At 72.2% G+C, this 26,260-nt stretch carries 25 protein-coding genes; 15 read left to right on the top strand and 10 right to left on the bottom strand.

From position 1 onward, the window contains the following. Positions 1 to 33 precede the first annotated feature (33 nt). From E0F75_RS29385 to E0F75_RS29365, 5 genes are all read left to right on the top strand, one after another. Complete coding sequence (locus tag E0F75_RS29385; RefSeq protein WP_229313981.1) at positions 34 to 1,557, top strand: MFS transporter; 1,524 nt, start codon at positions 34 to 36, stop codon at positions 1,555 to 1,557. 51 nt (positions 1,558 to 1,608) lie between these two features. Continuing rightward, on the top strand, positions 1,609 to 1,806 hold the full coding sequence (locus E0F75_RS29380; RefSeq protein WP_374115454.1) for an Arc family DNA-binding protein: 198 nt from the start codon (positions 1,609 to 1,611) through the stop codon (positions 1,804 to 1,806). Beyond that, on the top strand, positions 1,807 to 2,190 hold the full coding sequence (locus tag E0F75_RS29375) for a type II toxin-antitoxin system death-on-curing family toxin (protein ID WP_229313979.1): 384 nt from the start codon (positions 1,807 to 1,809) through the stop codon (positions 2,188 to 2,190). 106 nt (positions 2,191 to 2,296) lie between these two features. Then, complete coding sequence (locus tag E0F75_RS29370) at positions 2,297 to 4,090, top strand: DEAD/DEAH box helicase (RefSeq protein ID WP_229314037.1); 1,794 nt, start codon at positions 2,297 to 2,299, stop codon at positions 4,088 to 4,090. A 441-nt stretch (positions 4,091 to 4,531) separates the two neighbouring features. Next, complete coding sequence (locus E0F75_RS29365; RefSeq protein WP_015033894.1) at positions 4,532 to 5,173, top strand: IclR family transcriptional regulator; 642 nt, start codon at positions 4,532 to 4,534, stop codon at positions 5,171 to 5,173. A 79-nt stretch (positions 5,174 to 5,252) separates the two neighbouring features. Here E0F75_RS29365 and E0F75_RS29360 read toward each other — a convergent pair whose 3' ends face one another. After that, positions 5,253 to 6,296, bottom strand: coding sequence for a helix-turn-helix transcriptional regulator (locus E0F75_RS29360; RefSeq protein WP_229313978.1), 1,044 nt, complete (start codon positions 6,294 to 6,296; stop codon positions 5,253 to 5,255). Positions 6,297 to 6,381: 85 nt separating this feature from the next. On the opposite strand from E0F75_RS29360, the gene E0F75_RS29355 reads away from it, so the two are divergent. Together E0F75_RS29355 and E0F75_RS29350 are read left to right on the top strand one after the other, a co-directional pair. Further along, positions 6,382 to 7,650, top strand: a complete 1,269-nt coding sequence (locus E0F75_RS29355) for an alpha/beta fold hydrolase (protein ID WP_229313977.1) — start codon at positions 6,382 to 6,384, stop codon at positions 7,648 to 7,650. A gap of 9 nt (positions 7,651 to 7,659) precedes the next feature. Beyond that, positions 7,660 to 8,454 carry a S16 family serine protease gene (locus E0F75_RS29350; RefSeq protein WP_229313976.1) on the top strand — a complete coding sequence of 265 codons (795 nt, stop codon included), beginning with the start codon at positions 7,660 to 7,662 and terminating at the stop codon, positions 8,452 to 8,454. On the opposite strand, the gene E0F75_RS29345 is transcribed toward E0F75_RS29350, so the two are convergent. From E0F75_RS29345 to E0F75_RS29330, 4 genes are all read right to left on the bottom strand, one after another. Next, positions 8,387 to 9,805, bottom strand: coding sequence for an MFS transporter (locus tag E0F75_RS29345; RefSeq protein ID WP_229313975.1), 1,419 nt, complete (start codon positions 9,803 to 9,805; stop codon positions 8,387 to 8,389). The two genes, E0F75_RS29350 and E0F75_RS29345, sit on opposite strands and share 68 nt — an antisense overlap. Further along, the gene (locus E0F75_RS29340) at positions 9,802 to 9,987 is read right to left on the bottom strand and encodes a hypothetical protein (protein ID WP_229313974.1); all 186 of its coding nucleotides are present in this window, start codon (positions 9,985 to 9,987) and stop codon (positions 9,802 to 9,804) included. Before E0F75_RS29340 ends, E0F75_RS29345 begins: the two co-directional genes overlap by 4 nt. A gap of 18 nt (positions 9,988 to 10,005) precedes the next feature. Further along, the gene (locus tag E0F75_RS29335) at positions 10,006 to 10,587 is read right to left on the bottom strand and encodes a transcriptional regulator (RefSeq protein WP_229313973.1); all 582 of its coding nucleotides are present in this window, start codon (positions 10,585 to 10,587) and stop codon (positions 10,006 to 10,008) included. A gap of 85 nt (positions 10,588 to 10,672) precedes the next feature. After that, positions 10,673 to 11,140, bottom strand: a complete 468-nt coding sequence (locus E0F75_RS29330) for an Lrp/AsnC family transcriptional regulator (protein ID WP_041662431.1) — start codon at positions 11,138 to 11,140, stop codon at positions 10,673 to 10,675. A 121-nt stretch (positions 11,141 to 11,261) separates the two neighbouring features. Here E0F75_RS29330 and hppD point away from each other — a divergent pair, with 121 nt between their 5' ends. Then, the gene (gene hppD / locus E0F75_RS29325; protein WP_229313972.1) at positions 11,262 to 12,407 is read left to right on the top strand and encodes a 4-hydroxyphenylpyruvate dioxygenase; all 1,146 of its coding nucleotides are present in this window, start codon (positions 11,262 to 11,264) and stop codon (positions 12,405 to 12,407) included. Positions 12,408 to 13,068: 661 nt separating this feature from the next. On the opposite strand, the gene E0F75_RS29320 is transcribed toward hppD, so the two are convergent. Further along, positions 13,069 to 14,559: a lipopolysaccharide assembly protein LapB gene (locus tag E0F75_RS29320; RefSeq protein ID WP_229313971.1), complete on the bottom strand. Its 1,491-nt coding sequence runs from the start codon at positions 14,557 to 14,559 to the stop codon at positions 13,069 to 13,071. 98 nt (positions 14,560 to 14,657) lie between these two features. On the opposite strand from E0F75_RS29320, the gene E0F75_RS29315 reads away from it, so the two are divergent. Continuing rightward, the gene (locus tag E0F75_RS29315; RefSeq protein ID WP_229313970.1) at positions 14,658 to 16,025 is read left to right on the top strand and encodes an FAD-binding oxidoreductase; all 1,368 of its coding nucleotides are present in this window, start codon (positions 14,658 to 14,660) and stop codon (positions 16,023 to 16,025) included. Positions 16,026 to 16,060: 35 nt separating this feature from the next. Here E0F75_RS29315 and E0F75_RS29310 read toward each other — a convergent pair whose 3' ends face one another. Beyond that, positions 16,061 to 16,552: an SsgA family sporulation/cell division regulator gene (locus E0F75_RS29310; protein ID WP_229313969.1), complete on the bottom strand. Its 492-nt coding sequence runs from the start codon at positions 16,550 to 16,552 to the stop codon at positions 16,061 to 16,063. A 312-nt stretch (positions 16,553 to 16,864) separates the two neighbouring features. Here E0F75_RS29310 and E0F75_RS29305 point away from each other — a divergent pair, with 312 nt between their 5' ends. Next, positions 16,865 to 18,523: an RDD family protein gene (locus tag E0F75_RS29305; RefSeq protein WP_229313968.1), complete on the top strand. Its 1,659-nt coding sequence runs from the start codon at positions 16,865 to 16,867 to the stop codon at positions 18,521 to 18,523. 110 nt (positions 18,524 to 18,633) lie between these two features. Next, on the top strand, positions 18,634 to 19,419 hold the full coding sequence (locus E0F75_RS29300) for an RDD family protein (protein WP_229313967.1): 786 nt from the start codon (positions 18,634 to 18,636) through the stop codon (positions 19,417 to 19,419). 56 nt (positions 19,420 to 19,475) lie between these two features. Here the strand turns inward: E0F75_RS29300 and E0F75_RS29295 are convergent, their stop codons facing one another. Continuing rightward, on the bottom strand, positions 19,476 to 19,754 hold the full coding sequence (locus tag E0F75_RS29295) for a hypothetical protein (protein ID WP_229313966.1): 279 nt from the start codon (positions 19,752 to 19,754) through the stop codon (positions 19,476 to 19,478). Positions 19,755 to 20,087: 333 nt separating this feature from the next. Between E0F75_RS29295 and E0F75_RS29290 the strand changes: the two genes are divergently transcribed. Further along, positions 20,088 to 22,526 (top strand): immune inhibitor A domain-containing protein, encoded by a 2,439-nt coding sequence (locus tag E0F75_RS29290; RefSeq protein WP_229313965.1) that lies wholly within the window; start codon positions 20,088 to 20,090, stop codon positions 22,524 to 22,526. A 133-nt stretch (positions 22,527 to 22,659) separates the two neighbouring features. Beyond that, positions 22,660 to 22,971: a hypothetical protein gene (locus E0F75_RS29285; protein ID WP_229313964.1), complete on the top strand. Its 312-nt coding sequence runs from the start codon at positions 22,660 to 22,662 to the stop codon at positions 22,969 to 22,971. A gap of 73 nt (positions 22,972 to 23,044) precedes the next feature. Here E0F75_RS29285 and E0F75_RS29280 read toward each other — a convergent pair whose 3' ends face one another. After that, on the bottom strand, positions 23,045 to 23,644 hold the full coding sequence (locus E0F75_RS29280; RefSeq protein WP_229313963.1) for a nicotinamidase: 600 nt from the start codon (positions 23,642 to 23,644) through the stop codon (positions 23,045 to 23,047). Positions 23,645 to 23,750: 106 nt separating this feature from the next. After that, a complete protein-coding gene (locus E0F75_RS29275) occupies positions 23,751 to 25,079 on the bottom strand; it encodes a nicotinate phosphoribosyltransferase (RefSeq protein WP_229313962.1) in 1,329 nt (442 codons plus the stop codon). 111 nt (positions 25,080 to 25,190) lie between these two features. Between E0F75_RS29275 and clpS the strand changes: the two genes are divergently transcribed. Both clpS and E0F75_RS29265 read left to right on the top strand, forming a co-directional pair. Further along, entirely contained in the window at positions 25,191 to 25,496 is a 306-nt protein-coding gene (clpS, locus tag E0F75_RS29270; RefSeq protein WP_229313961.1) for an ATP-dependent Clp protease adapter ClpS, read from the top strand. Next, positions 25,496 to 26,077 (top strand): DUF2017 domain-containing protein, encoded by a 582-nt coding sequence (locus E0F75_RS29265; RefSeq protein ID WP_229313960.1) that lies wholly within the window; start codon positions 25,496 to 25,498, stop codon positions 26,075 to 26,077. Before clpS ends, E0F75_RS29265 begins: the two co-directional genes overlap by 1 nt. Positions 26,078 to 26,260: the final 183 nt, after the last annotated feature.

Raw genomic sequence — 26,260 nt, 5'->3', positions numbered from 1 at the left:
GTCATTTACATCTTCACCTCTTACTCTGGGGGAATGAGCGCCCTCGAACCCCGCGACGCCGAGGCGGACGCAGGCATAGCCGCCGACGTCGCCGGGAGACCCGGACCCCCTGCCCCGCACGACGTCAGCACCGTCGACAGCGCCGACACCGTCGTCACCAAGGGGTCCGTCCTCGGTCCGGCCCACCGGGCGCTCAGTATCGGCATGGTCTCCGTCGTCCTGCTCATCGCCTTCGAGGCGACCGCCGTCGGCACGGCCATGCCCGTGGCCGCCCGCGAGCTGAACGGCATCCCCCTCTACGCCTTCGCCTTCTCGGCCTACTTCACCACCAGCCTCTTCGCCATGGTCCTGGCCGGGCAGTGGTCCGACCGCCTCGGGCCGCTCGCGCCGCTCACCGCCGGCATCAGCGCCTTCGCCGCCGGACTGCTGCTCTCCGGGACCGCCGGCGCCATGTGGCTGTTCATCCTCGGGCGGGCCGTCCAGGGCCTCGGCGGGGGGCTCGTCATCGTCGCGTTGTACGTGGTCGTCGGCCGGGCCTACGCCGAGCACCTCAGACCCGCGATCATGGCCGCGTTCGCCGCGAGCTGGGTCGTCCCCTCCGTCGTCGGACCGCTCGCCGCCGGAACGATCACCGAGCACCTCGGCTGGCGCTGGGTCTTCGTCGGCATCCCCGTCCTCGTCGTCTTCCCGCTGGCCCTCGCCCTCCCCGCGATCCGCCGCACCGCCTCGGGACCCGCCGACCCGACCGCGCCCGTCGCGCCCTGGGACCGGCGCCGGATCCGGCTCGCGCTCGGCATCTCGGCGGGTGCGGCGCTCCTCCAGTACGCCGGCCAGGAGCTGCGCTGGCTCTCCCTGCTGCCGGCGGCGGCCGGCATCGCGTTCCTCGTGCCCGCGGTCCGCGGGCTCCTTCCGCACGGCACCTACCGGGCTGCCCGCGGTCTGCCGTCCGTCGTCCTGCTCCGCGGCATCGCCGCGGGCGCCTTCATCGCCGCCGAGTCCTTCGTGCCGCTGATGCTGGTCACCCAGCGGGGCCTGAGCCCCACCCTGGCCGGGCTCTCCCTCGCCGCGGGCGGCCTCACCTGGGCCCTCGGCTCCTGGATCCAGGCCCGGCCGTGGACGGAGCCGTACCGGGAACGGCTCGTCGTCCTCGGCATGGTCCTGGTCGCGATCGCCATCGCGACGGCGCCGAGCGTGCTGATCACGGCCGTGCCGGTGTGGGTGGTCGCGGCGGCCTGGGGGCTCGGCTGCCTCGGGATGGGGGCCGTGATCGCCTCGACGAGCGTGCTGCTCATGAAGCTCTCCGCGCCCGAGGAGGTCGGCGCGAACTCCGCCGCCCTCCAGATCTCCGACGGCCTCTCGAACGTCCTGCTCCTCGCCGCGGGCGGCGCGGCCTTCGCGGCGCTGGGCGGCGGCGCGGTCGGCCACGCCGTCTCGTCGTCCACGTCCACGGGCTCCCATCCGGTGGCCTTCGCGGCGGTCTTCCTGCCGATGGCGGGGGTCGCGGCGGTGGGGGCGTGGGTCGCTACGCGCCTGCACGCGGCGGCGGTGCGGGCCTGACGTGATTCGGTACCATTCTGGCCCCATTATTGGTACCGTTACGGTATGGCAATGAACCTGCGTCTCCGCGACGACCAGCAAGAGGCCCTCAAGCTCCGTGCTGAGGAGGAGGGCCGCAGCATGCACGCCGTAGTGCTTCAGGCGATCGACCGCTACCTGGAACAGGAGGTCGATCGGGAGGCTGTGCGCAAGCTCGGCGCCACATACGCGCTGCGCCACGCGGAGCTGCTGAAGCGCTTGGGGGAGTAGATGAAGTACCTGACAGCCGAAGAGGTCCTCGAACTGGCCGACCTCGCCTGCGCCGGACAGCAGATCGCGGTGCGCGACCTCGGTCTGCTCAAGTCGGCGGTACACCGTCCCCAGTCGCAGATGTACCGGATCGAGGCGTACGCCGACCTCTTCGAGAAGGCCGCCTCGCTGCTCCAGTCACTTGCCGTGAACCATCCCTTGGTGGACGGCAACAAGCGCATGGCGTGGATGTGCACGGTCGTCTTCCTCGACCTCAACGGTCGAGAGATGGTCGACGTCGACCAGGAAGAGGCCTACAAGCTGGTCATCGAGGTGGCCTCCGGCGAGCTGGAGGATGTGACCCTCATCGCGCGGCGGCTGCGCGGCCTCCACGAGGAGACGTGAGCTGAATCGCAACCGGGGCGTACCCGCCCCGTTTCGTACGACGTTCCGGCCGGGCCGCCGGTAAGGTGGCCCGGTTGTCATATCTGGACGAGCGTCGAACCCGGAGATCGTGACTACTACCACCACCTCCTCCCATCACCTTTCTCCCGCCTTCCCAGGACGGGCCCCGTGGGGTACCGCCGGCAAGCTGCGTGCCTGGCAGCAGGGCGCGATGGAGAGATACCTCCAGGAGCAACCCCGTGACTTCCTCGCGGTCGCCACACCTGGCGCCGGCAAGACCACCTTCGCCCTGACCCTCGCGTCGTGGCTGCTGCACCACCACGTCGTGCAGCAGATCACCGTCGTCGCGCCCACCGAGCACCTGAAGAAGCAGTGGGCCGCCGCCGCCGCGCGGATAGGGATCAAGCTGGACCCGGACTACAGCGCCGGGCCGCTCAGCAAGGAGTACGACGGGGTCGCCATCACCTACGCCGGTGTCGGTGTCCGCCCGATGCTGCACCGCAACCGGTCCGAGCAGCGCAAGACCCTCGTCATCCTCGACGAGATCCACCACGCCGGAGACTCCAAGTCCTGGGGCGAGGCCTGCCTGGAGGCCTTCGAGCCCGCCACGCGGCGCCTCGCGCTGACCGGCACCCCGTTCCGTTCCGACACCAACCCCATCCCCTTCGTCACGTACGAGGAGGGGAACGACGGCATCCGGCGGTCCTCCGCCGACTACACCTACGGCTACGGCAACGCCCTCGGCGACGGCGTCGTCCGGCCCGTCATCTTCCTCTCCTACAGCGGCAACATGCGCTGGCGCACCAAGGCCGGCGACGAGATCGCCGCCCGTCTCGGCGAGCCGATGACGAAGGACGCCGTCTCGCAGGCCTGGCGGACCGCCCTGGACGCGAAGGGCGACTGGATGCCGAACGTCCTGCGCGCCGCCGATCAGCGGCTCACCGAGGTCCGCAAGTCCATCCCGGACGCGGGCGGCCTCGTCATCGCCTCCGACCAGGACTCGGCCCGCTCGTACGCCAAGCTGATCCGCGAGATCACCGGCACCAAGGCCACCGTCGTGCTGTCCGACGACACCGGCGCCTCGAACCGCATCGACGAGTTCAGCGAGAACAACGACCGCTGGATGGTCGCCGTTCGCATGGTGTCCGAGGGCGTCGACGTACCCCGCCTCTCCGTCGGCGTCTACGCGACGACGATCTCGACCCCGCTCTTCTTCGCCCAGGCCGTCGGCCGTTTCGTGCGTTCGCGCAGGCGCGGCGAGACCGCCTCCGTGTTCCTTCCCACGATCCCCAGCCTCCTCGGTTTCGCCAACGAGATGGAGGTCGAGCGCGACCACGTCCTCGACAAGCCCAAGAAGCAGGGCGAGGAGGACCCGTACGCCGAGTCCGAGAAGGAACTCGCCGAGGCGGAGCGGCAGCAGGACGAGGACACCGGCGAGCAGGACATGCTGCCCTTCGAGGCGCTGGAGTCCGATGCCGTCTTCGACCGCGTCCTCTACAACAGCGCCGAGTTCGGCATGCAGGCCCACCCCGGCAGCGCCGAGGAGCAGGACTACCTCGGCATCCCGGGCCTCCTCGAACCGGACCAGGTCCAGCTGCTCCTCCAGAAGCGCCAGGCCCGGCAGATCGCGCACAGCCGCAAGAAGCCGGACGACGAGGCGGATCTGCTCGAACTCCCCGCCGAGCGACGTCCTGTCGTTTCCCACAAGGAGCTTCTGGAGCTGCGCAAGCAGCTCAACACCATGGTCGGCGCGTACGTCCACCAGACCGGCAAGCCCCACGGCGTGATCCACACGGAGCTCCGCCGGGTCTGCGGCGGACCGCCGAGCGCGGAGGCCACCGCCGGCCAGATCCGGGAACGGATCAAGAAGGTGCAGGAGTGGGCCACCCGGATGCGGTGACCCCGCGCCATGCCCCCTGAACGTGGCTGAGGCCCGTACGACGGCGTTCGTACGGGCCTCACTCGTCCCGCGGCGGAACCGGTGAAGGAGCCGCGGCGGGACCGGCGTCGGAGACCGGCCCCCACGGTCGGCCTCCGAGCCCTTCCACGCTACGTGCACGACAAAGCCGATCTTGTCCGCCAAAGTCCCGCATGCGACCGACGAAGGTCCCGAACCGTCTCTATTCGCTCGTCGGCGCCCGGATTCTGGACGAGGTCTTCCGCTGAGCGGAGCGGGTCGCTACTGTCCCGGCTCAAAAGCAATCGCCCCGTGGCAGCGCCGCCGCGGAGCGCAGCCGGTGTACCCCTTCCTGCCGGCGGCCTCTGACGTGCGTCGCCGACGGGACCGGTGACGCGACCCCCGTGAGAGCCCGCCGCCACTCACTCCGAAGGAGAGGGCGTCGTGACCGCGGAGACCTCCCAGACGCTCGACCGGGGACTCAGAGTCCTCAAACTGCTCGCCGACACCGACCACGGCCTGACCGTCACCGAGTTGTCCAACAAACTCGGTGTCAACCGGACCGTCGTCTACCGTCTGCTCGCCACCCTCGAGCAGCACGCCCTCGTCCGCCGCGACCTCGGTGGACGCGCCCGCGTCGGCCTCGGCGTGCTCCGGCTCGGCCGCCAGGTCCACCCTCTCGTGCGGGAGGCCGCGCTCCCCGCGCTGCGCTCGCTCGCCGAGGACATCGGGGCGACGGCCCATCTCACGCTGGTCGACGGCGCGGAGGCACTCGCGGTCGCGGTCGTCGAACCGACCTGGACCGACTACCACGTGGCCTACCGGGCCGGCTTCCGCCACCCGCTCGACCGGGGCGCGGCCGGCCGCGCCATCCTCGCCGCCCGGCAGGGCGGGCTGATCGAACCGGGCTTCACACTCACCCACGGCGAGCTGGAGGCGGGTGCGAGCGGCGCGGCCGCCCCGCTCGTCGGCGTGACGGGTGTCGAGGGCAGCGTCGGCGTCGTGATGCTCGCGGACGCGGTGCCGGAGCGGGTCGGCCCGCGGGTGGTGGACGCGGCGCGAGAGGTCGCCGACGCGTTGCGCTAGGCGGGTCTTGGGCGCGCGGCGGCCGGGGCCGGGCGCCGCTCCGTCGGGCCTCCAGGGTCTACGGCCCTGGGGGCGGCCCTCAGCCGGCGCCTGCCAGCAGCAGTGCCCCCAAGGGGGTCTGCTCGTGGTGGACCGATCTGCCTGTTCTCGTCGTGGCGATCAGGCCCGCTGCTCTCAGGGCTGCTGCGTGACCCGAGGCCGTTGCGTTGCTGATGCCCGTGTGCCGGGCGAGGCCGGTTGTCGTGCGGGGTTCCGTCAGGGCCCGGAGGACTTCGGTTCTCGTGCGGCCAAGGGCCGTCGAAAGGCCCCCGGCCTCGCCGCGCGCTCCCCGGGATTCCCGGGATTCCGGGGTGGGCGGAATGCCCCCGCCCGCCGGGTACGTGAGGACCACCGGGCGGTCCGGCAGGTCCTGGACCAGCGGGCCTCCCCTCCAGTGGAAGGTCGGCAGCAGGACCAGTCCCCGGCCGTCGAGGCGGATCTCACGGATCTCAGGGACCTCACGGGCCTCACCGGCGGCCAAGGCCTCACCGACCTCAGGGACCTCACGGGCCGCCGGGGCCGTCGGCCACTCCCAGACGCCGTCCCGCAGCCGTGAGCCCGGGGCGACCGCCACCAGGGCGGCGGCCAGGCCCTGCTCCGCCGCCGTCAGCGCGTAGCGGGTGAACTCCGCCCGGTGCAGGTCCTGGAGCAGCGGCCACACCGGCGCGAGGACCGTCTCGTACGCCGCCCGCTGGGCCCGGTCGAGCGTGCCCCAGGCCGCCGCGTCCCCGTGGTGCAGAGCCCGGATCCAGGGCGGGACGGGGCCCTGCCCCGCGTACACCCGTTCCAGCTCGGACCGTACGAACTCCGGCCGCGCCGAACGGATCAGCGCGAAGCCCTCCTCCCGCGTCCCGCCGAGGACGTCGAGGAAGTGCGGGGCCGCGCCGCCCGGCACCAGCTCCGCGAGCGGTTCGGCCGCGCCCGGCAGGGTCCGCAGCAGCCTGCCCCGCCAGCGGCCGAAGAGCAGCCCCTCGTGCGGGGCGCCCAGCATCAGCAGGGCCGCGTGCAGCTCGGGCACGGGGGAGGGGCGGGGCGTGAACCGTACCCGGGTCATGTCCTCCGCCGTGAAATGGATGTGGAGCACCGCACCGACCCCCGTTCGCCGCCAGCCTTTCGGTCAGGGCCGTAACCTTCGCGCCGGCGTCGGGCCCGCTCCCAGGATGACGCCCATGACACCTGATCACGTACTCGGTGACCTCGCACCCGCCCGTCGTACCGTCGCCAAGGGCGCCCTCGCCTCGGCCGCCGCCCTGCTGCTCGGCACCGGCCTCGGCGCCGGCACCGCCTCGGCCGCCCCCTCCCGCCCCCTCGTCCTCCGGCTGCCCGCCCCCACCGGCCCCCACGCCGTCGGCGCCACCGTCCGGCATCTCGTCGACACCTCCCGCAACGACCCGTGGGCGCCCGCCATCGGTGTGCGGGAGCTGATGGTCACCGTGTTCCGGCCGGCCGCCTCCGGCCGGGGTCTCCCGCGACTGCCGCAGCTCACCCCCGATGCCGCCGACGTGTTCACCGTCCTCGCCCCGCTGGTCCGCCCGGCCCTGCCTCCGGCCGGGGTCGACTGGGCGGCCACCCTCACCCATGCCCGGACCGGCGCCGCGCCGCTGCCCGGCCGGCGTCCGGTGCTGGTGTACAGCCCCGGCGGCGGGGACTCCAGGGCCCTGGGCAGCTCCCTCGCGATCGACCTCGCCTCGCACGGCTGGACCGTCGTCACCGTCGACCACCCCGGTGACGCCTCCGAGGTGGAGTTCCCCGACGAGCGGCCGGGGCGCGAGCGGATCCGGACCACCGTCCTCCGCCCCGACCTCGACGCCGCGACCTTCCGCACCATGATCGACACCAGGGTCGCCGACCTCCGCTTCGTCCTCGACGCCCTCCGCCTTGACCGGGTCGGGCTCTACGGGCACTCCGCGGGCGGCACCGCCGTCGCCCAGGCGCTCCACGAGGACCCGAGAGTCGTCGCCGCCGTGAACCTGGAGGGGTACCTGGACCGGATGGACGGCGTCCTCCTCCCCGTCGCCCGTGAGGGGACGGACCGGCCGCTGCTCCTCGCCGGCACCGACGGCTTCCGCGACGCGCGCCTCGACCGCTCCTGGTCGGCCCTGCTCGGCCACGGCGGACCCGTCGCCCGCCGGCAGCTCGCCGACAGCCACCACTGGGTCTTCACCGACTACGCGGCCCTGGTGCCACAGCTCCGGGCCGCCGGTCTGACGACCGCCGCCGGGCGCGCCGCGATGGTCGGCACCGTCGACCCCCGGGTCTCGGTGCCCGCGGTACGGAAGCTCGTACGGTCCTTCTTCGCCCGCCACCTGCCGGTGCCCGGGGCCGGGGCCGGGTCCGCGTCCGGGTTGGGGGCCGGGGCCGGGTCCGTGCCGGGGTCCGGTCCCGGGCACGCGCCCGGCTTCGCGCCCCCGGCCCGGTGGGGGCGCTCGCCCCAGTAGATTGGGGACGTGCTCTCCAGCCTCTCCCGTCCCAAGGTGCTCGCGGTCTGCGCCCTGCCCGTCGTCGCGCTCTTCGCCGTCGTCGGGCTCGCGCCGTTGCCCTATGCCGTCGCGCAGCCCGGTACGACCGCCGACGTGCTCGGCAAGGACAAGGGGCAGGAGGTCATCACGATCACCGGCGCCCCGGTCCGGCCCTCCGAGGGGCAGCTGCGGATGACGACGATCGTCGCGACCGGGCCGTCCACGGACGTGGACCTCGGGGACGTGGCCGACGCCTGGTTCCGTACGGACCGGGCCGTCCTGCCGCGCGACTCCGTCTACCCCCCGGGGAAGTCCGACGCCGAGGTCGAGAAGCACAACCTCGGTCAGATGAAGCAGTCGCAGGACGCCGCCACGCTCGCCGCCCTCGACTACCTCGACGAGGACCCCGAGAAGGTGAAGGTGAACCTGCACCTCGCCGACATCGGCGGCCCCAGCGCCGGGCTGCTCTTCTCCCTCGGCATCGTCGAGAAGCTCGACGGCGACGGCGCCGGCGGTGACCTCACCGGTGGCCGGATCATCGCCGGTACGGGGACGATCGACGCGGCCGGCGCGGTCGGCGCCGTCGGCGGGGTCTCGCTGAAGACCCAGGCCGCCGCGCGTGACGGAGCCACCGTCTTCCTCGTACCGAAGGCCGAGTGCTCCGACGCCCAGGCCGAGCTGCCGAAGGGTCTGCGGCTCATCCCGGTCACCGCGCTCAGCGACGCGGTGGCGTCCCTGAAGGCCCTGGAACAGGGGCAGGAGTCGAAGGTTCCGTCCTGCTGACCGGTTCTCCACCGGAAGGTGAGCCGTCCTCGGGTGAGCCGTCCTCGGGTGTGCGCTCCTCGGGCGTGCGCTCCGGCGGCGGGGCGTTCATGTCCCGCCAGGCCGGGAAGAGCAGCGGGGAGAGCGTGGCGAGGAAGTAGAGCCCGCCGATTCCCAGCAGCGTCGCCGTCAGGCCGGCGCGCTCGACGAGGAAGCCCGCCGTCAGGCCGCCCAGCGGGGTCGTCAGCAGCACCCCCGCGGTGCTCGCGCCCATGACGCGGCTGCGCAGGGCGTCGGGGACCTGCTCGTACATCACCGTGGTCAGGATCGGGTTGAGGACGCCGACACCGAATCCGGCCGCCGCGAGCGTCACGAGCAGGGGTGCGGTGGTGTCGGTGAGCGCGGCCACCACGTACGGCGGGGCGCCGCCGAGCAGGAAGCCCGCCGCGAAGACGGCCCGGCGCGGGAAGCGCTGCCCGACCGCCCCGTAGAGCAGCGCACCGGCCAGGGCGCAGCCGCCGAAGACCGACACGAGCAGGCCCTGGGTGGCCGGGCCGCCCAGCTCCTGGCGCGCGTGGACCGGAAGCAGCACCGAACTCCAGCTCTGGTTCAGGCCGTTGGTGACCATCACCATGACCGTGATGCCGAGCAGCAGCCGCGCGCGGAACAGGAAGGCGTACCCCTCGCGCAGATCGGACCGGTAGCGGGCCGGGGAGAGCCGGGGGCCGTCCCGCACCGGCTCCGCCGAGGGGACCCCGCGCAGGCCCGCGGCGACGAGCAGCGCGGAGACGCCGAAGGTCGCCGCGTCGAGGACCAGGACCGTGTCGGCGCCCATGAACGCCACGAGGAGTCCGGCGATCGCGGCGCCCGTCATCCGGGCCCCGCGCGCCACGGCGTCGTACAGGCTGGCGGCCCGGGGGAGCGAGGTACCGGCGCGCCGGGCGAGATCGGGGACCAGGACGTGCCGGGCCATCTCCCCGGGTGCGTGGAAGAGGCCGGTGACGGCCATCAGGGCGCACAGCATCCAGAACTCCAGGACGCCGGCGCGGTGCAGCAGCGGGATCGCGGCGAGCGCGAGCCCGCAGACCAGGTCGGAGGCGATGCCGACCCGGCGGCGGCCGATCCGGTCGATGACCGGGCCGCCGGCGATCGCGGAGACGAGGACGGGCAGGGCCGCGCAGAAGGCGACGATGCCGGCCTTGCCGGGGCTTCCCGTGGTGTCGAGGGCGAACCACGGGACGGCGATGAAGGTGAGTGAATTGCCTGTGATGGATACGGCGTTGGCGGTGAGGACGGTCGCGAGGGGGGCCCGGTCCCGCTTCGTCGTGCTCGGTTCCATCATGGCCGCGTCGTTTCCCCCCGGAGCGGTCATGCGGCCAGGGTGACCGGTCGGCGGTCTGCGGGCGTGGCCAGGCGCAGGCCCCACTCGACCAGTCGCCAGCCGAGTTGGACGCGAAGGGCAGGGCCGGGGATGCGCGGGGCGGTGGTGGCGGCCTCGCGGTGGAGTTCGGCGGCGTGCAGCTGGTGGAGCTGGAGGTGGATGTCGGCGTGCATGACCCGTGGTTCCTTCCGTCAGTTCTCGTGCTGCGGGAACGCGTGCAGATGGATCCGCACGCGCTCGGCGTCCGGCGCGTCGGCCTCCTCGATGCCCCGGTACGTCTCGATGAGCGCGTGCATCCTCTGATCGAGCTCGCGGAGCTTCTCGGGGGGCAGGCGCAGGGTGAAGTCGCTCATGTCGGACACGCCGAGCCAGGCGTCGCCCCAGTCGTGCCGGGTGCCGAGGTAGGTGCTCAGCTCCTGGGTGTGGATGGTCGCGATCTCGTGGACGTAGAGGTCGAGGGCGCCGCGGACCTCCGGGTCCGGGTTCCGGGAGAGCGTCTCGTCGACGGTCACGCCCTGCTGGGCGGCCTTCCACCACCGCTCCCGCCCCTTGCCGCGCGTCGGGTCGTCCTCGACGAAGCCGTGGGCCGCGAGCTGACGCAGGTGGTAGCTGGTCGCTCCGCTGGACTCGCCCAGTCGCTCCGCGAGTCGGGAGGCGGTGGCGGGTCCGTGGGCACGCAGGGCGCGCAGCAGCTGGATGCGGAGGGGGTGGGCCAGCCCGCGCAGGGTGCGCGGGTCCAGGGGGCGAGTCGGGAAACCTTCGGGCTCGGGCATGGTCCGAGCGTAGAGTTGCAAAGGACCAGTTGCAAGGGATTCTTTGCAACTGGTCCTTTGCAACCATCCTTTCGTGCCGGCCGCCTTACTCCTGCGCCGCCTGCTCCACCAACGGGATGATCCGCAGCGGCACCGGGTTCTCCATCACGATCGCCGTCGACGCCCGCACGATCCCCTCGAACGCCACCACCTTGTCGATCACCCGCTGAAGGTCCGCGTTCGAGCGCGCGACGAGGCGGCAGAGCATGTCGCCGTGGCCCGTCGTCGTGTGCAGCTCCAGCACCTCCGGCACCGTCGCCAGATGCCCCCGTACGTCCGCTCCCTGCCCCTGCTTGATCTCCAGGGTCGCGAACGCCGTCACCGGATAGCCGAGCGCCGCCGGGTCCACCTGCGGCCCGAAACCCCTGATCACCCCGCTCGCCTGGAGCCGGTCGAGCCGCGCCTGCACCGTCCCCCGCGCCACTCCGAGCCGCCGGGAGGCCTCCAGGACCCCGATGCGCGGCTCGCGCGCGAGGAGTGTGATGAGCCGGCCGTCCAAATGATCGATCGCCACAGCGGTCTCCCCATGGTCAGGATGTACAAGTCGCACGGCCATACTCGCCCGTTGCTGTGCAACATGACCAGTGGATCAGCGAACTCTTGCGCACCTTGCAGAACGGCGGGACATTGCTGCCATGACTGAGACCATCGATCACACCCCCTCCACGGCGCGGCAGGCCGATCCCTTCCCCGTGAAGGGAATGGACGCGGTCGTCTTCGCCGTCGGCAACGCCAAGCAGGCCGCGCACTACTACTCCACGGCCTTCGGCATGAAGCTCGTCGCCTACTCCGGACCGGAGAACGGCACCCGCGAGACCGCAAGCTACGTCCTCACCAACGGCGCCGCCCGGTTCGTGTTCACCTCCGTCATCAAGGTCGCCACCGACCGGGGCCGCTTCCTCGCCGACCACGTCGCCGAGCACGGCGACGGCGTCGTCGACCTGGCCATCGAGGTGCCGGACGCCCGTGCCGCGTACGCCTACGCCGTCGAGCACGGCGCCACCGGCCTCACCGAGCCGCACGAGGTGAAGGACGAGCACGGCACCGTCGTCCTCGCGGCCATCGCCACGTACGGCAAGACCCGCCACACCCTCGTCGAGCGCTCCGGCTACGACGGCCCCTACCTGCCGGGCTTCGTCGCCGCCAACCCGATCGTCGAGCCGCCGGCCAAGCGCACCTTCCAGGCCATCGACCACTGCGTCGGCAACGTCGAGCTCGGCAGGATGAACGACTGGGTCGGCTTCTACAACAAGGTCATGGGCTTCACGAACATGAAGGAGTTCGTGGGCGACGACATCGCCACCGAGTACTCCGCCCTCATGTCGAAGGTCGTCGCGGACGGCACCCTCAAGGTGAAGTTCCCGATCAACGAGCCCGCGATCGCGAAGAAGAAGTCGCAGATCGACGAGTACCTGGAGTTCTACGGCGGCGCCGGCGTCCAGCACATCGCCCTCGCCACCAACGACATCGTCGCCACCGTGCGCGCGATGCGGGCCGCGGGTGTCTCCTTCCTCGACACCCCCGACTCGTACTACGACACCCTCGGCGAGTGGGCCGGCGAGACGCGCGTGCCCGTCGAGACCCTGCGCGAGCTGAAGATCCTCGTCGACCGCGACGAGGACGGCTACCTGCTGCAGATCTTCACCAAGCCGGTCCAGGACCGCCCGACCGTCTTCTTCGAGATGATCGAGCGGCATGGCTCCATGGGCTTCGGGAAGGGCAACTTCAAGGCGCTGTTCGAGGCGATCGAGCGCGAGCAGGAGAAGCGCGGCAACCTCTAGTCGCCGTCCGCACGCCCAGGGCCCGGGGCCATGCCCCGGGCCCCCACGGTGCGCCCGGCGGGCCACGTGTCCCGCCGGGGGGCCACCTACCCGGGCCGGCGCCGCCGCCCCCACGTTGTGGACAACGACCCCGCGGCGGCGGTGCCCCCCGCCCACCCCGTTGTGGGCAGTCGCTCCGCCGAGGTGCCTCCCGGGTCGCGCCCCGCCCGCCGCCCCCGTTGTGGGCACTCGTCCCCGCCGAGGCGGTGCCCACCCGCCCGCCGCTCACCCCGTTGTGGGCAGTCGTTCCGCTGGGGCGGAACGGGTGGGCACAACGGAACGGCGCCCCTTTGCCGGGCCTAGGCTTCCGGGCCTGAACCCGCACCACAGGTGCGGCGCACAGGGGGTGCGGGTCCAGGCACAAGGGGCGGAGGCGCCCGCAAAGGGCGCCGTCCCGTGTGCCCACCCGTCCCGCCCCAGCGGGACGATTGCCCACACGGAGGTGGGCGGCGAGGGCGCGGCGTGCGTGCCCGCACGGGGGTGGGCGCATGGGCCCGCGGGCCCAGGCCCACACGGCGTGGGCCACCCGATCCGGCGGGCTCCGGCCCACGCGGGGGGTGGGCCGGGGCGCCGTCCAAAGGCGCGCTGCTCCACACGACGCCGGCCAACGGCGCGTGTCGCCTCACCCCGTGTCGGTCGAGGGCGCGTGTTGCTCCCCGGGCGCGCTTGGTTCCGCCGCCTGCGCCGCCACCTTCTTCGGCGTCGCCGGCGTCCCCGCCCCTCGCCCCTTCTCCGGTTCCGGCTCCGGGTCAGGGCGGAGTTCCTTCGGGAGTTCGGCCGAGGGCTCGCCGAGCGCCGCCAGCGCCTGCTCCGCCCTCGGCGCGAGCAGCGGCGAGAAGCGCGGGTTGATCCGCAGCGCCTCCGCCACGTGCCGCCGGGCCGGCCCGTGTTCCTCCAGGGCCCGCTCGATCTCGCCCCGGTGGTACGAGAAGAGCGCGCTCCGCAGGCCCTCCTCCGTGGCCCGTGTCGCGTACACCAGCGCCTCCTTGGGCTCACCCGCCCGGTACAGCGCCCACCCCAGCGCGTCCGCCACCCGCACCGAGCGGTGCCCGCGCGCCCACTCCGCCCGCATCCGGGTGACCGCCGCCGCCGGGCGCCCGTGGTCCGCGTCGAGCAGCGCCAGGGCCACCTCCCCGCCCGCCCAGGTCCCGGTCCGCAGCCGCTCGTACAGCGCCCGCGCGTCCCCGTTCAGGCCCAGTGACTCGGACAGCTCGCCCGCCTCCAGGACGTACTCCGGCAGCGGCAGCACGGCCAGCGCCGCCCGCCAGTCCCGGAGCGCCTCGTCGGTGCGGCCCAGCGCCGCCAGCGCCCGCGCCCGGCCCGCGAGCGAGGGCCCGTGGTCCCGTACCCGCGTCAGCGCCGCCCCGAACAGCGCGAGCGCCTCGTCCGGTTCGCCCCGCTCCCACGCCAGGTCCCCGAGCCGTGCCAGCGCGGCCGCCTTGTCCGGGGCGGTCGCCGCGAGCGCCACCGCGTCGAGGGCCGCCGCGTCGGCGTCCTCGCGCCAGCCCCGGTCGCGGAAGGTCTGCGCGGCCCGTGTCCGCACCATCGCGCCCGCGTGGAGCCCCTCCAGGGTCTCCATCGCCTTCTGGGCCGCCTTGTAGTCCCCGAGACCGTTGTACGCGTCCATCAGGACCGGGTACGCGGGCCAGCCGCGCGGATCCGCCTTCCGGACCTTCTCGCCCCACTCCTTGGCCGACTTCCAGTCGCCGCGCGCCCCCGCGAGCGCCCCCAGACCCAGCTGGGCGGCCGTGTTGCCGCGCGCGGCGGGCCGTTCGGCCAGCGAGCGCCGCAGCGCCTGCTCGGCGCGCGGAAGGTCCCGTACGTCGCCGAGGCGCGCGCCCCGCTCCGTGTACGCCGCGCCGAGCTCCGCCCAGGACGCGTCGTCGTCCGGGTGGGCGCGCAGCCACCTCTCCCGGTCGGTGATCAGCGCGGCCAGGTCGGGGAGCGCGGCCTGCGCGCCCGCGTGGGCCGCGATCGTCGCCCGCTCCGCCGGACCCGGCGGGGGCGGCGGCCCCTGGTCGAGGAGCTCGGGGACGTAAAGGAGTGCCGTCGCCGCGAGCACCGCGCCCACTCCGGCCGCGAGGACCGCCCTCGACACGTTCTGCGTCTTCATGGCGCTCACTGTGCGCCCGCCCGCGCCTGTACGAAGAGCACACGAAGCGCCCGCCCCGGCGGGTTCACACCGATGGCCCCGGGTGCCACGCTGGAGTCATGGACGATCTTCTGACGCGGCTGCGCGCCGGGCTGCCCGCCGAGGCGCTGCTCACCGATCCGGACGTGACCGCCTCGTACGCGAACGACATGGCGAGCTTCTGCGAGGCCGGCACCCCGGCGGTCGTGGTGCTCCCGCGCACCGTCGAGCAGGTGCAGCACGTCATGCGCACCGCGACCGAACTCCGCGTCCCCGTCGTCCCGCAGGGAGCCCGCACGGGCCTCTCCGGAGGCGCCAACGCCTCCGAGGGCTGCATCGTGCTCTCCCTGGTCAAGATGGACCGCATCCTGGAGATCAACCCGGTTGACCGGATCGCCGTCGTCGAACCGGGTGTCGTCAACGCGGTGCTGTCACGGGCCGTCGCCGAACACGGCCTGTACTACCCGCCGGACCCGTCCAGCTGGGAGACGTGCACCATCGGCGGGAACATCGGCACGGCCTCCGGGGGTCTGTGCTGTGTGAAGTACGGGGTGACGGCCGAGTACGTCCTCGGCCTCGACGTCGTCCTCGCCGACGGCCGGCTCCTGACCACCGGCCGCCGCACCGCCAAGGGCGTCGCCGGCTATGACCTGACCAGGCTCTTCGTCGGCTCGGAGGGCAGCCTCGGCATCGTCGTCCGGGCCGTGCTCCAGCTCAGGCCGCAGCCCCCGGCGCAGCTCGCGCTGGCCGCCGAGTTCCCCTCCGCGGCCGCCGCCTGCGCGGCCGTCTGCACGATCATGGAGCGCGGCCACACCCCGTCGCTGCTCGAACTCATGGACCGCACCACCGTCCAGGCCGTCAACAAGATGGCGCGCATGGGTCTGCCGGACACCACCGAGGCGCTGCTCCTGTGTGCCTTCGACACCCCCGACCCGGCCGCCGATCTGGCCGCCGTGGGGGAGCTGTGCGTGGCGGCGGGCGCCACCGAGGTCGTCCCGGCCGCCGACACCGCCGAGTCCGAACTCCTCCTCCAGGCACGCCGGCTCTCCCTCACGGCCCTGGAGACGATCAAGTCGGCGACGATGATCGACGACGTGTGCGTGCCGCGGACGCGGCTCGCCGAGATGCTCGCCGGCACGGCGGCGGTCGCGGAGAAGTACGACCTGACCATCGGGGTCTGTGCGCACGCCGGCGACGGCAACACCCATCCCGTCGTCTGCTTCGACCACACCGACGAGGACGAGTCGCGGCGCGCGCGGGAGTCGTTCGACGAGATCATGGCGCTCGGGCTCGCGCTCGGCGGCACGATCACCGGCGAGCACGGCGTGGGCGTCCTCAAGAAGGAGTGGCTGGCACGGGAGCTGGGGCCGGTCGGACTCGAGCTCCAGCGCGGGATCAAGGCCACCTTCGACCCGTTGGGGCTGCTCAACCCCGGAAAGCTCTTCTGACACGGGGGACCCGTGGGGTCGCACGGGTACGGGGCTCACTGCTCGCCGTCCTGCGACTCGTCCGACGGCCACGGGTCGCGCAGCCACAGCTCGTCGGCGATCACGGTGGTGGCCAGGAGTTCGGCGAGTCCGTCGTCGATGCCGAGCCGCTCGGACTCGGTGCCCGGCGGCACCGCGCGCAGGGTCCGCTCAAGCCAGGCGGACACCTGCGCGGAGGGGGCTTCGAGGAGGGCGTCGCCGTCGGGGGAGGAGAGCGCCATCAGGATGACGCTGCGGCCGTCGACCTTCGTGGGCCAGATCCGCACGTCACCGTGCCCGCAGGCGCGGAACACGCCCTCGACCAGGAGTTCGCGCGCGAACGTCCAGTTGACCGGGTGGTCGGTGCCGATGTGGAACGTGATGTGGACGGCGTACGGGTCGTCCGTGCGGTAGGCGAGCCGGGCGGGGACGGGGACGGCGCGCTCGGGCGAGAGCACCAGCTTCAGCTCCAGCTCGCGCTCGACGGTGGTGTTGTCGGTGTTCTGCATGGTCGTACTCCCTCTCGCGGACCGGCCCCGTGCGGGCCTTCACCAGGAGAGAGCGGGGTACCCGCGGCTCATTACGCGACTTCGGGAAGTTTTTCCCGGGAAGTTTCTCCGGGCCGGGGAGCAGGGCGCATGTACCGGCCCGAACATCACCGGGAGTGATCGATTCCGGTACGTGTCCCCCTCGAAGGCGGGCTTTCTCACAGGCTCTTTGTTCCCTCGGGGACGTTCTTCGTTACTGTCCTCCTTGGGCGCGGCACGCCCGGCACGCGGCCGCGCGGATCAAGGGCGTTGTGACTGAACGGAGTCGGGGCAGTGGCTACTCCTCCTGGAGGCGGCGGAGAGGTACCGCAGGCGGGGTACTACCCGGACCCGTCCATTCCCGGATACATCCGGTTTTGGAACGGGGGCGCCTGGGTTCCCGGTACGAGCAGGCCCGCGCCCACGGACGGTGAGGTTCCGCCGGGTCCGCCGGCCTCGGCGATCCCGGCCGGCCCGATCCTGGCCTCCGGCCCGGCTCCCGCACCGGCCGCGGCACAGCCGGCCCGGCCCGAACCGGAGCCGGTCCAACCGCATCAGCCCGCGCAGCACCAGCTCCAGGAGCAGCAGCACCAGCTCCACGAGCAGCAGCACCAGCTCCCCGAGCAGCAGCACCAGCTCCACGAGCAGCCGTACGAGCCGCAGCAGCTCCCCGAGCAGCAGCACCGGTCGCAGCCGCAGCAGCTCCAGGAGCAGCAGCAGTACCAGCCGCAGCCGTACCAGCCCCAGCACCAGCTCCCCGAGCAGTCGTACCAGCCGCAGTCCGCTCCCCAGCTGGAGCCCGTGCGCCCCGCCGCATCCGTACCGGCACAGGACCGGGCACCCGCGCAGCTCCCCGCGCAGGACCGGGCACCGGCCCTGGCCCCCGTGCCCACCGTGGAGGAGACCGGACCCGTCTTCTTCGACGAGGAGCAGGCCCCGGCGGAACCGGCCTCGGCCTGGCAGGCGGACACGTCCCGCCAGACCGGCTTCGGCGGCGACCTCGACCAGAAGGTCTCCTGGGGCGCGCCCCGGACCCCCGACCCGCGCACCCCGGCGGACTGGCCGGTCGCCGGTGCGGGTGAACCTGAGCCCGAGAACGCGGCGCGGTCCGCCGCCCCCGCGACGGACCCCCGGGCCACCGGGGGAGCGGCGCGCCTCGGCGGGATGCCGGTCACGCCGATCCCCACCCCCACCCCCACGCCCGCGACGGCCCCTCAGCAGCCCCAGCCGGCCCCACAGGCCCCCCGGCCCCAGCCGGCCGCGGCGGCCGCCCCGGCGCCCGCGCCCGCCCCCGTACACCAGGCGCCCGCCCCGGCCCCGGCTCCCGCCACCCCCTCCTGGGCCCAGCAGGCCCAGCCCCAGCCGCAGGCACAACAGCCGCAGCCCCAGTCCCAGGACCCGCAGCAGCCCGTCGTCCCCTGGAAGCCGCCCGTCGACGACCTGTTCGTCCAGGCGGCCCGCGCGCAGGCGTCCGCGCGCCCCGCCGGGCTCGGCCGGAGGCTGATCGCCCGGCTGATCGACACCCTCGTCCTGGGCGCGCTCGTCGGCGCCGCCGCCTTCCCGTCCGTGACCGCCGCCCTCGACCACATCAACGGCAAGATCGAGGCGGCCAAGCAGTCCGGCGTCACCGTCCAGGTGTGGCTGGTCGACGGCACGACCTCCGTGCAGTTCGGCATCGCGCTGGCCGCGTTCTTCGTCATCGGCGTCCTGTACGAGGCGCTGCCCACCGCCAAGTGGGGCCGCACGCTCGGCAAGAAGCTGTGCGGGATCGAGGTGCGGGACATCGAGTCGCACCAGCCGCCGCGGTTCGGGGCGGCCCTGCGCCGCTGGCTCGTCTACAGCGTCCTGGGGCTTCTGGCCGTCGGCGTCCTCAACGTCCTGTGGTGCCTCTTCGACCGCCCCTGGCGGCAGTGCTGGCACGACAAGGCGGCCCGTACCTTCGTGGCGCGCTGATCCGAAGGCCGCCGGGCCCCGGCCGGACCGGGCGACCCCCGGCGGCCGGGGGTCCCCCGAACGGGCGGTGATTCCTTGCGGGGGCGCCCGGCCCGGGATGCACTGCCCCCATGAGCACCGACCAGCCGCCGCCCGGCCAGCCGCCCGAGGAGGACCCGTTCCTCAAGAGGCCGCAGGAGCCTCCGCCGCCCTCCGCCGGCCAGCCGCCCCCGTCCGGACCGCCGCCGGAAGGGCCTCCGCCCGGAGGTCCGCCGCCGGAAGGGCCGCCGCCGGGAGGGCCGCCGCCCGGGAGTCCGTACGGACCCACGGGCGGTTCGCCGTACGGTCCCTCGGGCGGCTCCCCGTACGACAGCGCGCCGCCGCCCCCGCCCCCGTACGGCGGCTACGGCGCCGGGTACGGAGGGACCGATCCGCTCTCCGGGATGCCGCCGCTCGCCGAGTCCGGCAAGCGCATCATCGCCCGGATCATCGACTGGCTGATCATCGCGATCCCGCTGGCGATCATCGGCATCCCGTTCAAGATCTACTCGCGGGCGACCGAGGACGGCAACGACTTCGGCGACACGGTCAACAGCCTCAACGGCGGTAGCCAGCTGGTCTTCCAGCTGATCACGATCGTCGCGTTCGTCGCGTACGACACGGTGATGGTGGCCAAGAACGGCCAGACGCTCGGCAAGAAGTGGATGAAGCTGCGCGTCGCGATGCTCAACGACGGCTCGACGCCGCCGATGAGCCAGTCGCTGCTGCGCGCGATCGTCCTGTGGCTGCCCGCCCTGGTCTGCTGCGCCTGCCTGTGGCCGCTGCTCCTGCTGATCCTGATCCTGGTCGACAAGCCCTACAAGCAGGGTCTGCACGACAAGGCGGCGAAGACGGTGGTGGTCTCCGTCCCGCAGTAGCCGAGCCGACGTCGTCCGCGCGGGCCTGGCGGAGGCGACGCATTACGGACGAGGTGTCACGAACCGGTCCGGGTATCGACTCCCGCGCCCACGCGCGCGGTCGGTACCCGGACCTCTTCGTGTGCGGCGGGTGCCGGAGTCGGTGCGGTGGTCTTGACGCCCGTCGTCCGCGGGGGCATCGTCACCGCCACGAGCAGTCCGAGCAGCAGGCCGGCGAGGCTGATCACCGTGATCCCGAGCGTCGTCGTCGTACCGGAGAGCAGCAGCAGGGCGACAGTCGCGAGAACGACGGTGGCCGAACCGTAGGTGAGTTGCGCGGCGTTCGGACGCTGCATGACACGTACCGCCCTCTCAGGACAACGGTTCGACTCTAAGACCGTGGATGCCCGGGCGGAACCGAAGTAAGCGTGACCTCACCCACGATGCGGGGGCACGGGGTGCACGGGGGGCGCACGGAGTCATGGGACGTGTGATTTTTCCCCGTAAGGTGCCCGTTGATCGTCCGATAATCGGAATTCACCTCCCGCATAGTGCAGTTGGTATGTGCAAGTCAAGATCTGTCTTTTCTTGCTTCCCTCCGGTCGAATGTCGTCACTTGTGACGCGCGACCCGCCGGACGGACACCCCACCTTCGGTCCGAAGCGCGGGCGCCGGGGAGGACATATCAAGTGACCAACAGACGACGGGCGATCAGAACGTCCGCAGTTGTTGTGGCGCTCGCGGCCACCGCCGCTACCGCCTCGACCTTCACCACCGCATGGGCCGACAATCACGGAAGCGTGACGCCGGCCGATGTCCGTCACGACCCGGCGCCCGGCGCCGGGATCGACAAGACGGCGGTCGACCACGACCTCGAGGGTCCCTTCAGCGAGCAGCAGGAGCAGCAGCGCAAGGCTGCCCTGGAGCAGGTGCTGAGCGGCGAGTCGAAGGTGGAGCGGCGCAACGGCTCCCAGGTCGTCAAGCTCGACGACAAGAAGTACGTCGAGCTCGGCCGTGAGAAGACCGACAAGATCTTCACGATCCTCGTCGAGTTCGGCGACAAGGTGGACACCACCACCCTCGTCGACCGCGCGGACGACGAGACGACCGAGCTGAAGCCGAAGTTCGGCGGCACGCCCGGCCCCCTGCACAACCAGATAGCCAAGCCTGACCGTGCGCACGACAACTCCACGGAATGGCAGGCGGATTACAACCAGAAGCACTTCCAGGACCTGTACTTCGGCACCGGCAAGGACGCCAAGGGACAGCCCAAGCAGTCGCTGAAGACCTACTACGAGAAGACCTCGTCCGGCCGTTACTCGGTCGCCGGCGGCGTCTCCGACTGGGTCAAGGTCGAGTACAACGAGGCCCGTTACGGCTCGAACTACTGCGGCAACAGCAACTGCTCCAACGTCTGGGACGCCGTCCGCGACGGTGTCACGGCGTGGACCGCGGACCAGAAGGCCAAGGGCCGTACCGACGCCCAGATCAAGGCCGACCTGGCGCAGTACGACCTGTGGGACCGGTACGACTTCGACGGCGACGGCAACTTCAACGAGCCCGACGGGTACATCGACCACTTCCAGATCGTCCACGCGGGCGAGGACGAGTCGGCGGGCGGCGGCGCCCAGGCCGGCGACGCCCTGTGGGCCCACCGCTGGTACGCCTACGGCACCAACGCGGGCAAGACCGGCCCGGCGAACAACAAGGCCGGCGGCACGCAGATCGGTGACTCCGGCATCTGGGTCGGCGACTACACGATGCAGCCGGAGAACGGCGGCCTCGGCGTCTTCGCGCACGAGTACGGCCACGACCTCGGTCTGCCGGACCTGTACGACACCTCCGGCCGTCCCGGCGCCGAGAACTCGACCGGCTTCTGGTCGCTCATGTCCTCCGGCTCCTGGCTCGGCCGCGGCAAGGACGCCATCGGCGACCTGCCCGGCGACATGAACGCCTGGGACAAGCTGCAGCTCGGCTGGCTGAACTACACCAAGGTCGCCAACGAGGCCCGCAAGTGGAACTCCACCCACAAGCTGGGCGTGGCCGAGTACAACACCGAGAACCCCCAGGCGCTCGTCGTCGAGCTGCCGAAGAAGCCCGTCACCACCGATGTCGTCGTGCCCGCCGAGGGTGCCACGCAGTGGTGGAGCAACATGGGTGACGACCTCAAGAACACCCTGACCCGCTCCGTCGACCTGACGGGCAAGACGTCCGCCTCCCTGAAGCTCAAGGGCTGGTACGACATCGAGCTCGACTACGACTACCTCTACACCGAGGTGTCGACCGACGGCGGCGCCAACTGGACGGCCCTGGACGGCACCGCCGACGGCAAGGCGCTCCCGCGCGACGCCAGCGGCGCCCCGGCGCTGACCGACGTCTCGGGCACGCACAAGGAGCTCGTCTACGGCCTCGACGCCTACGCGGGCAAGAAGTTCGACCTCCGCTTCCGCTACCAGACGGACGGCGGCGCCGGCGGCAAGGGCTTCACGGCCGACGCCATCACGCTGACCGCCGACGGTGCCACCGTCTTCTCGGACAACGCCGAGAACGGTGACAACGGCTGGGCGGCCAAGGGCTTCTCGCGGGTCGGCAAGGGCTTCACGAAGGAGTACGAGCAGTACTACATCGCGGAGAACCGCCAGTACGTCTCGTACGACGCCACCCTCAAGGTCGGCCCGTACAACTTCGGGTTCACCGGTGACAAGGCGAGCTGGGTCGAGCACTACCCGTACCAGAACGGCCTGCTCATCTGGAAGTGGGACCTCTCCCAGAAGGACAACAACACCGCGGTCCACCCGGGCCAGGGTCTGATCCTTCCGGTCGACTCCCACCCGACCCCGCTGAAGTTCAAGGACGGCAGCCTGATGCGCAACCGCGTCCAGGCCTACGACTCCACCTTCGGCACCTACAAGACCGACAGCCTCCTGCTCCACAAGGCCGACGTCGCTGCGTTCGTCCCGTCGCTGCCGGGCAACCCGGTCTTCGACGACCGCAAGGGCACGTACTGGCTCCAGGAGACGGCGCGCGCCGGTGTCCAGGTAACTGACACCAACACCAAGATCCAGGTCGTCAAGGAGCCGAAGAACGGCCAGACGATCACGGTTCGCGTGGGTCCGTCCACGAAGTAATCGGTAAAACAGCAGGTCAAAGCGTGATCGGCCGTCGCCCCTCTAGCGGGCGGCGGCCGATCGTGTTTAGGTGCGTCTGACGCATCAGACCGATGTTCTTATTGACAGTCGATCCACGGGGGAGTGGTTCCGCATGCCCAACGGAGGGTTCTGCAAGTTGCCGGGAGGCAGCGTGGTCGTCGCGATAGGGCTGCCCAGCCCGGCCCGCGACGGGGCCAGCGTCCGCTTCCTGGTCCACGCCGCGAACCGTGCCCGCGCCCTCACCCGGCTGCGGAACCTCGGGCTGCGGGCGGTCTACCTCCGGGGCAACTCCGAACCGCCCACCCCCGACGAGATCACGGCCGTCCTCCACCACCCCGACGGCCTGCTGTGGAGATCCGCGCCCGGCGCCGCCCAGGAGCTCTGGCACCCCGTACGGTCCCTCCCCAGGGAACCCGCGGCCTGAGGGCCCTGCCCGTCCCCCGCGGAGACGCCCGCAGGGCCCCGCGCGACTGCCGTCCGGGCCCCCGCGGGACCGCTCAGGCCACCACGGGCTTGCCGGTCAGCTCCACGCCCGCCGTCCGCAGCTCCTCCAGGGCCCGGTCCGTCGTCTCCTTCGCGACGCCGGCCGTCAGGTCGAGCAGCACATGGGTGCGGAAGCCCTCACGGGCCGCGTCCAGCGCCGTCGCCCGCACGCAGTGGTCGGTGGCGATGCCCACCACGTCGACCTCGGTGACGTCCCGCTCGCGGAGCCACTCCGTGAGCGTCCGCCCGTTCTCGTCGTGCCCCTCGAAGCCGCTGTACGCCGCGTCGTACGCGCCCTTGTCGAAGACGGCGTCGATCGCCCCGCTGGCGACGGCCGGCGCGAAGTTCGGGTGGAAGCCGACCCCCTCCGTACCGGCCACGCAGTGCACCGGCCAGGAGGTGACGTAGTCCGGCTCCTCACCGGCCGGCGCGAAGTGCGCGCCCGGGTCGACATGGTGGTCGCGGGTGGCGACCACATGCCGGTACGCGCTGCCCGCCGTCTGGCCGACCAGGTCGGTGATGGCGGCGGCGACGTCCGCGCCGCCGGTCACCGCGAGGCTGCCGCCCTCGCAGAAGTCGTTCTGAACGTCCACAACGATCAATGCGCGGTGCATGGCGGGTGTCCTTAGCGCGTCGGGGAGGGGTGGGACCGAGCCTAGAGACTCGGCCCGCCCACCGGGAGGGGGCGGGTCCGGTCTCCGTGGGGCACTGGAGGTACCTCTAGAGGTACTCCGTCGGCAGCACCGGCTCGCCCCGGGAGAGCTGGATCGCCGACATCGGCAGCCCGGCGCGGGCCGCGATGTGCCGGGACCGCGCGGCCTCCAGGGGCTCCCGGGCCACCACGTCGCCGCCCTTGACCAGCTCGACCAGGAGCTGGTGGTCGGCGAGCTCCGGCGGCACCGGGCCGGTGCCCACGACCTCCGCCTCGGCCACGCCGTACGCGTCGGGCCGGCGCGCCGCCCACTTGCGCCCGCCGACCGAGGCCTTGCCGCCGAGGGACTTCTTGGCGACCGGGGTGAGGGGGGCCTTGAGGTCGGCCGAGGAGGCGCGGGCGACCAGCTTGTAGACCATGGAGCAGGTCGGGTGGCCGCTGCCGGTGACCAGCTGGGTGCCCACCCCGTACGCGTCGACCGGGGCCGCCGCGAGGGAGGCGATGGCGTACTCGTCGAGGTCAGAGGTGACGACGATCTTCGTGTCCCGCGCACCCAGCTCGTCGAGCTGCTGCCGGACCCGGTGGGCGACGAGCAGCAGGTCGCCGGAGTCGATCCGGACGGCCCCGAGCTCGGGCCCCGCCACCTCGACGGCGGTACGCACGGCCTCGGTCACGTCGTAGGTGTCGACGAGCAGGGTCGTACCGCGGCCGAGGGTCTCGACCTGGGCGCGGAAGGCGTCCCGCTCGCTGTCGTGGAGGAGCGTGAAGGCGTGGGCGGAGGTGCCGACGGTCGGGATGCCGTAGCGGAAGCCGGCCGCGAGGTCCGAGGTGGAGTCGAAGCCGCCGACGTACGCGGCGCGGGAGGCGGCGACGGCCGCCAGCTCGTGGGTGCGCCGGGCGCCCATCTCGATCAGCCGGCGCCCGCCGGCCGCGGCCGACATGCGGGAGGCGGCGGCGGCGATGGCCGAGTCGTGGTTGAGGATGGAGAGGATCACCGTCTCCAGGAGCACGCACTCGGCGAAGGAGCCCTCGACGCGCAGGACGGGCGAGCCGGGGAAGTACACCTCGCCCTCGGGGTAGCCCCAGATGTCGCCGGTGAAGCGGTAGCGGGCGAGCCATTCCAGGGTCGGCTCGTCGACGATGCCGTGCTCGCGCAGGAAGCCCAGGACGGCGGGGTCGAAACGGAAGTTCTCGACGGCGTCGAGGACCCGGCCGACGCCCGCGAGGACGCCGTAGCGCCGGCCCTCGGGCAGTCGCCGGGTGAAGACCTCGAAGACCGAGCGTCGGTCGGCGGTGCCGCCCCGGAGGGCTGCCTGGAGCATGGTCAGCTCGTACTGATCGGTGAAGAGCGCGGTCGACGGCACGTCCACCGGCAGCCCAAGGTCCGCAGCGTTCATGTCAGCGATGCTAGCGCAGAAATCGTCAGAGTGACGAATAGTGGGGCGAGCGGGTGACGGGCGGGTGACCCGTTTGTGCGACGGGCCCTCCGGGGTGGCAGCATGGGGTGAGTGAGCGTCGCGCCTATTGAGATCGAACGTACGGAATCGGCCGAGGAGGTCTCCGCGGTCGTCGAACCCGACGTGCCCTGGGTGACCCTCGTGCACAACGATCCGGTCAACCTGATGAGCTACGTGACCTACGTCTTCCAGGCGTACTTCGGCTATTCCAAGGACAAGGCGCACAAGCTGATGCTCGACGTGCACTACAAGGGCCGCGCGGTGGTCTCCAGCGGCACCCGCGAGGAGATGGAGCGCGACGTGCAGGCGATGCACGGCTACGGCCTCTGGGCGACCCTCACCCAGGACCGCGGCTGATGGCCGGCCACTTCGAGACCCTGCCCGGCGGCGGCGCGGCCGTCGCCCTCGACGACGTCGAGATCTCCATCCTCCGCTCCCTCGCCGTCCAGCTCATGGAGCTGATCGGGCCGGGCGACGAGCCCGCCAAGGACGCCGACCCGCTGGCCGCGCTCTTCGCCGAGGGCCCCAGCAAGCCGCCGTCCGACCCGGCCCTCAAGCGCCTCTTCCCCGACGCGTACGGGGACGACAGCGAGGAGCTGCGGGCGGCCGCCTCCGACTTCCGCCGCTTCACCGAGAACGACCTGCGGGCCCGCAAGCGCGAGGACGCCCTCCTCGTCGTCCGCGCCCTCGACGCGCTCTCCGCCGACGCGGCGGGCGAGGGCGGCGCCGTCCTGAAGCTGACCCCGGACGAGTCCCGTGCCTGGCTCGGCGCGCTCAACGACCTCCGGCTGACCATCGGCACCCGCCTGGAGGTCACCGACGAGGAGGGCGAGCAGCTGTACCGGCTGCCGGACTCCGACCCGCGCAAGCCGATGGTGATGGCGTACCTCTGGCTGGGGGCGCTCCAGGAGTCCCTCGTCGAGACCTTGATGTCCTGACGGCAACCCCCCTCCGGACACCCCTCCGTGACGGGATGTTCGCTCAGCGGACGCTCAAATCCGGATAACGAATGCGTTATCAGAGCGTCCGCTTTGGCGTCTTGGGCCCCTTTCGCCCGCCGATCTCTGTGGCGTGCGCCACACGCAACTCCCTCGATCACGCGTCAGCCCGTGATAAATCTT

This window comes from Streptomyces sp. CB02980 (assembly GCF_014451325.2).
Taxonomy (GTDB): domain Bacteria; phylum Actinomycetota; class Actinomycetes; order Streptomycetales; family Streptomycetaceae; genus Streptomyces.
Note: the sequence above shows the minus strand (reverse complement) of the source record. Positions and strands in the feature narration are given on the sequence as shown.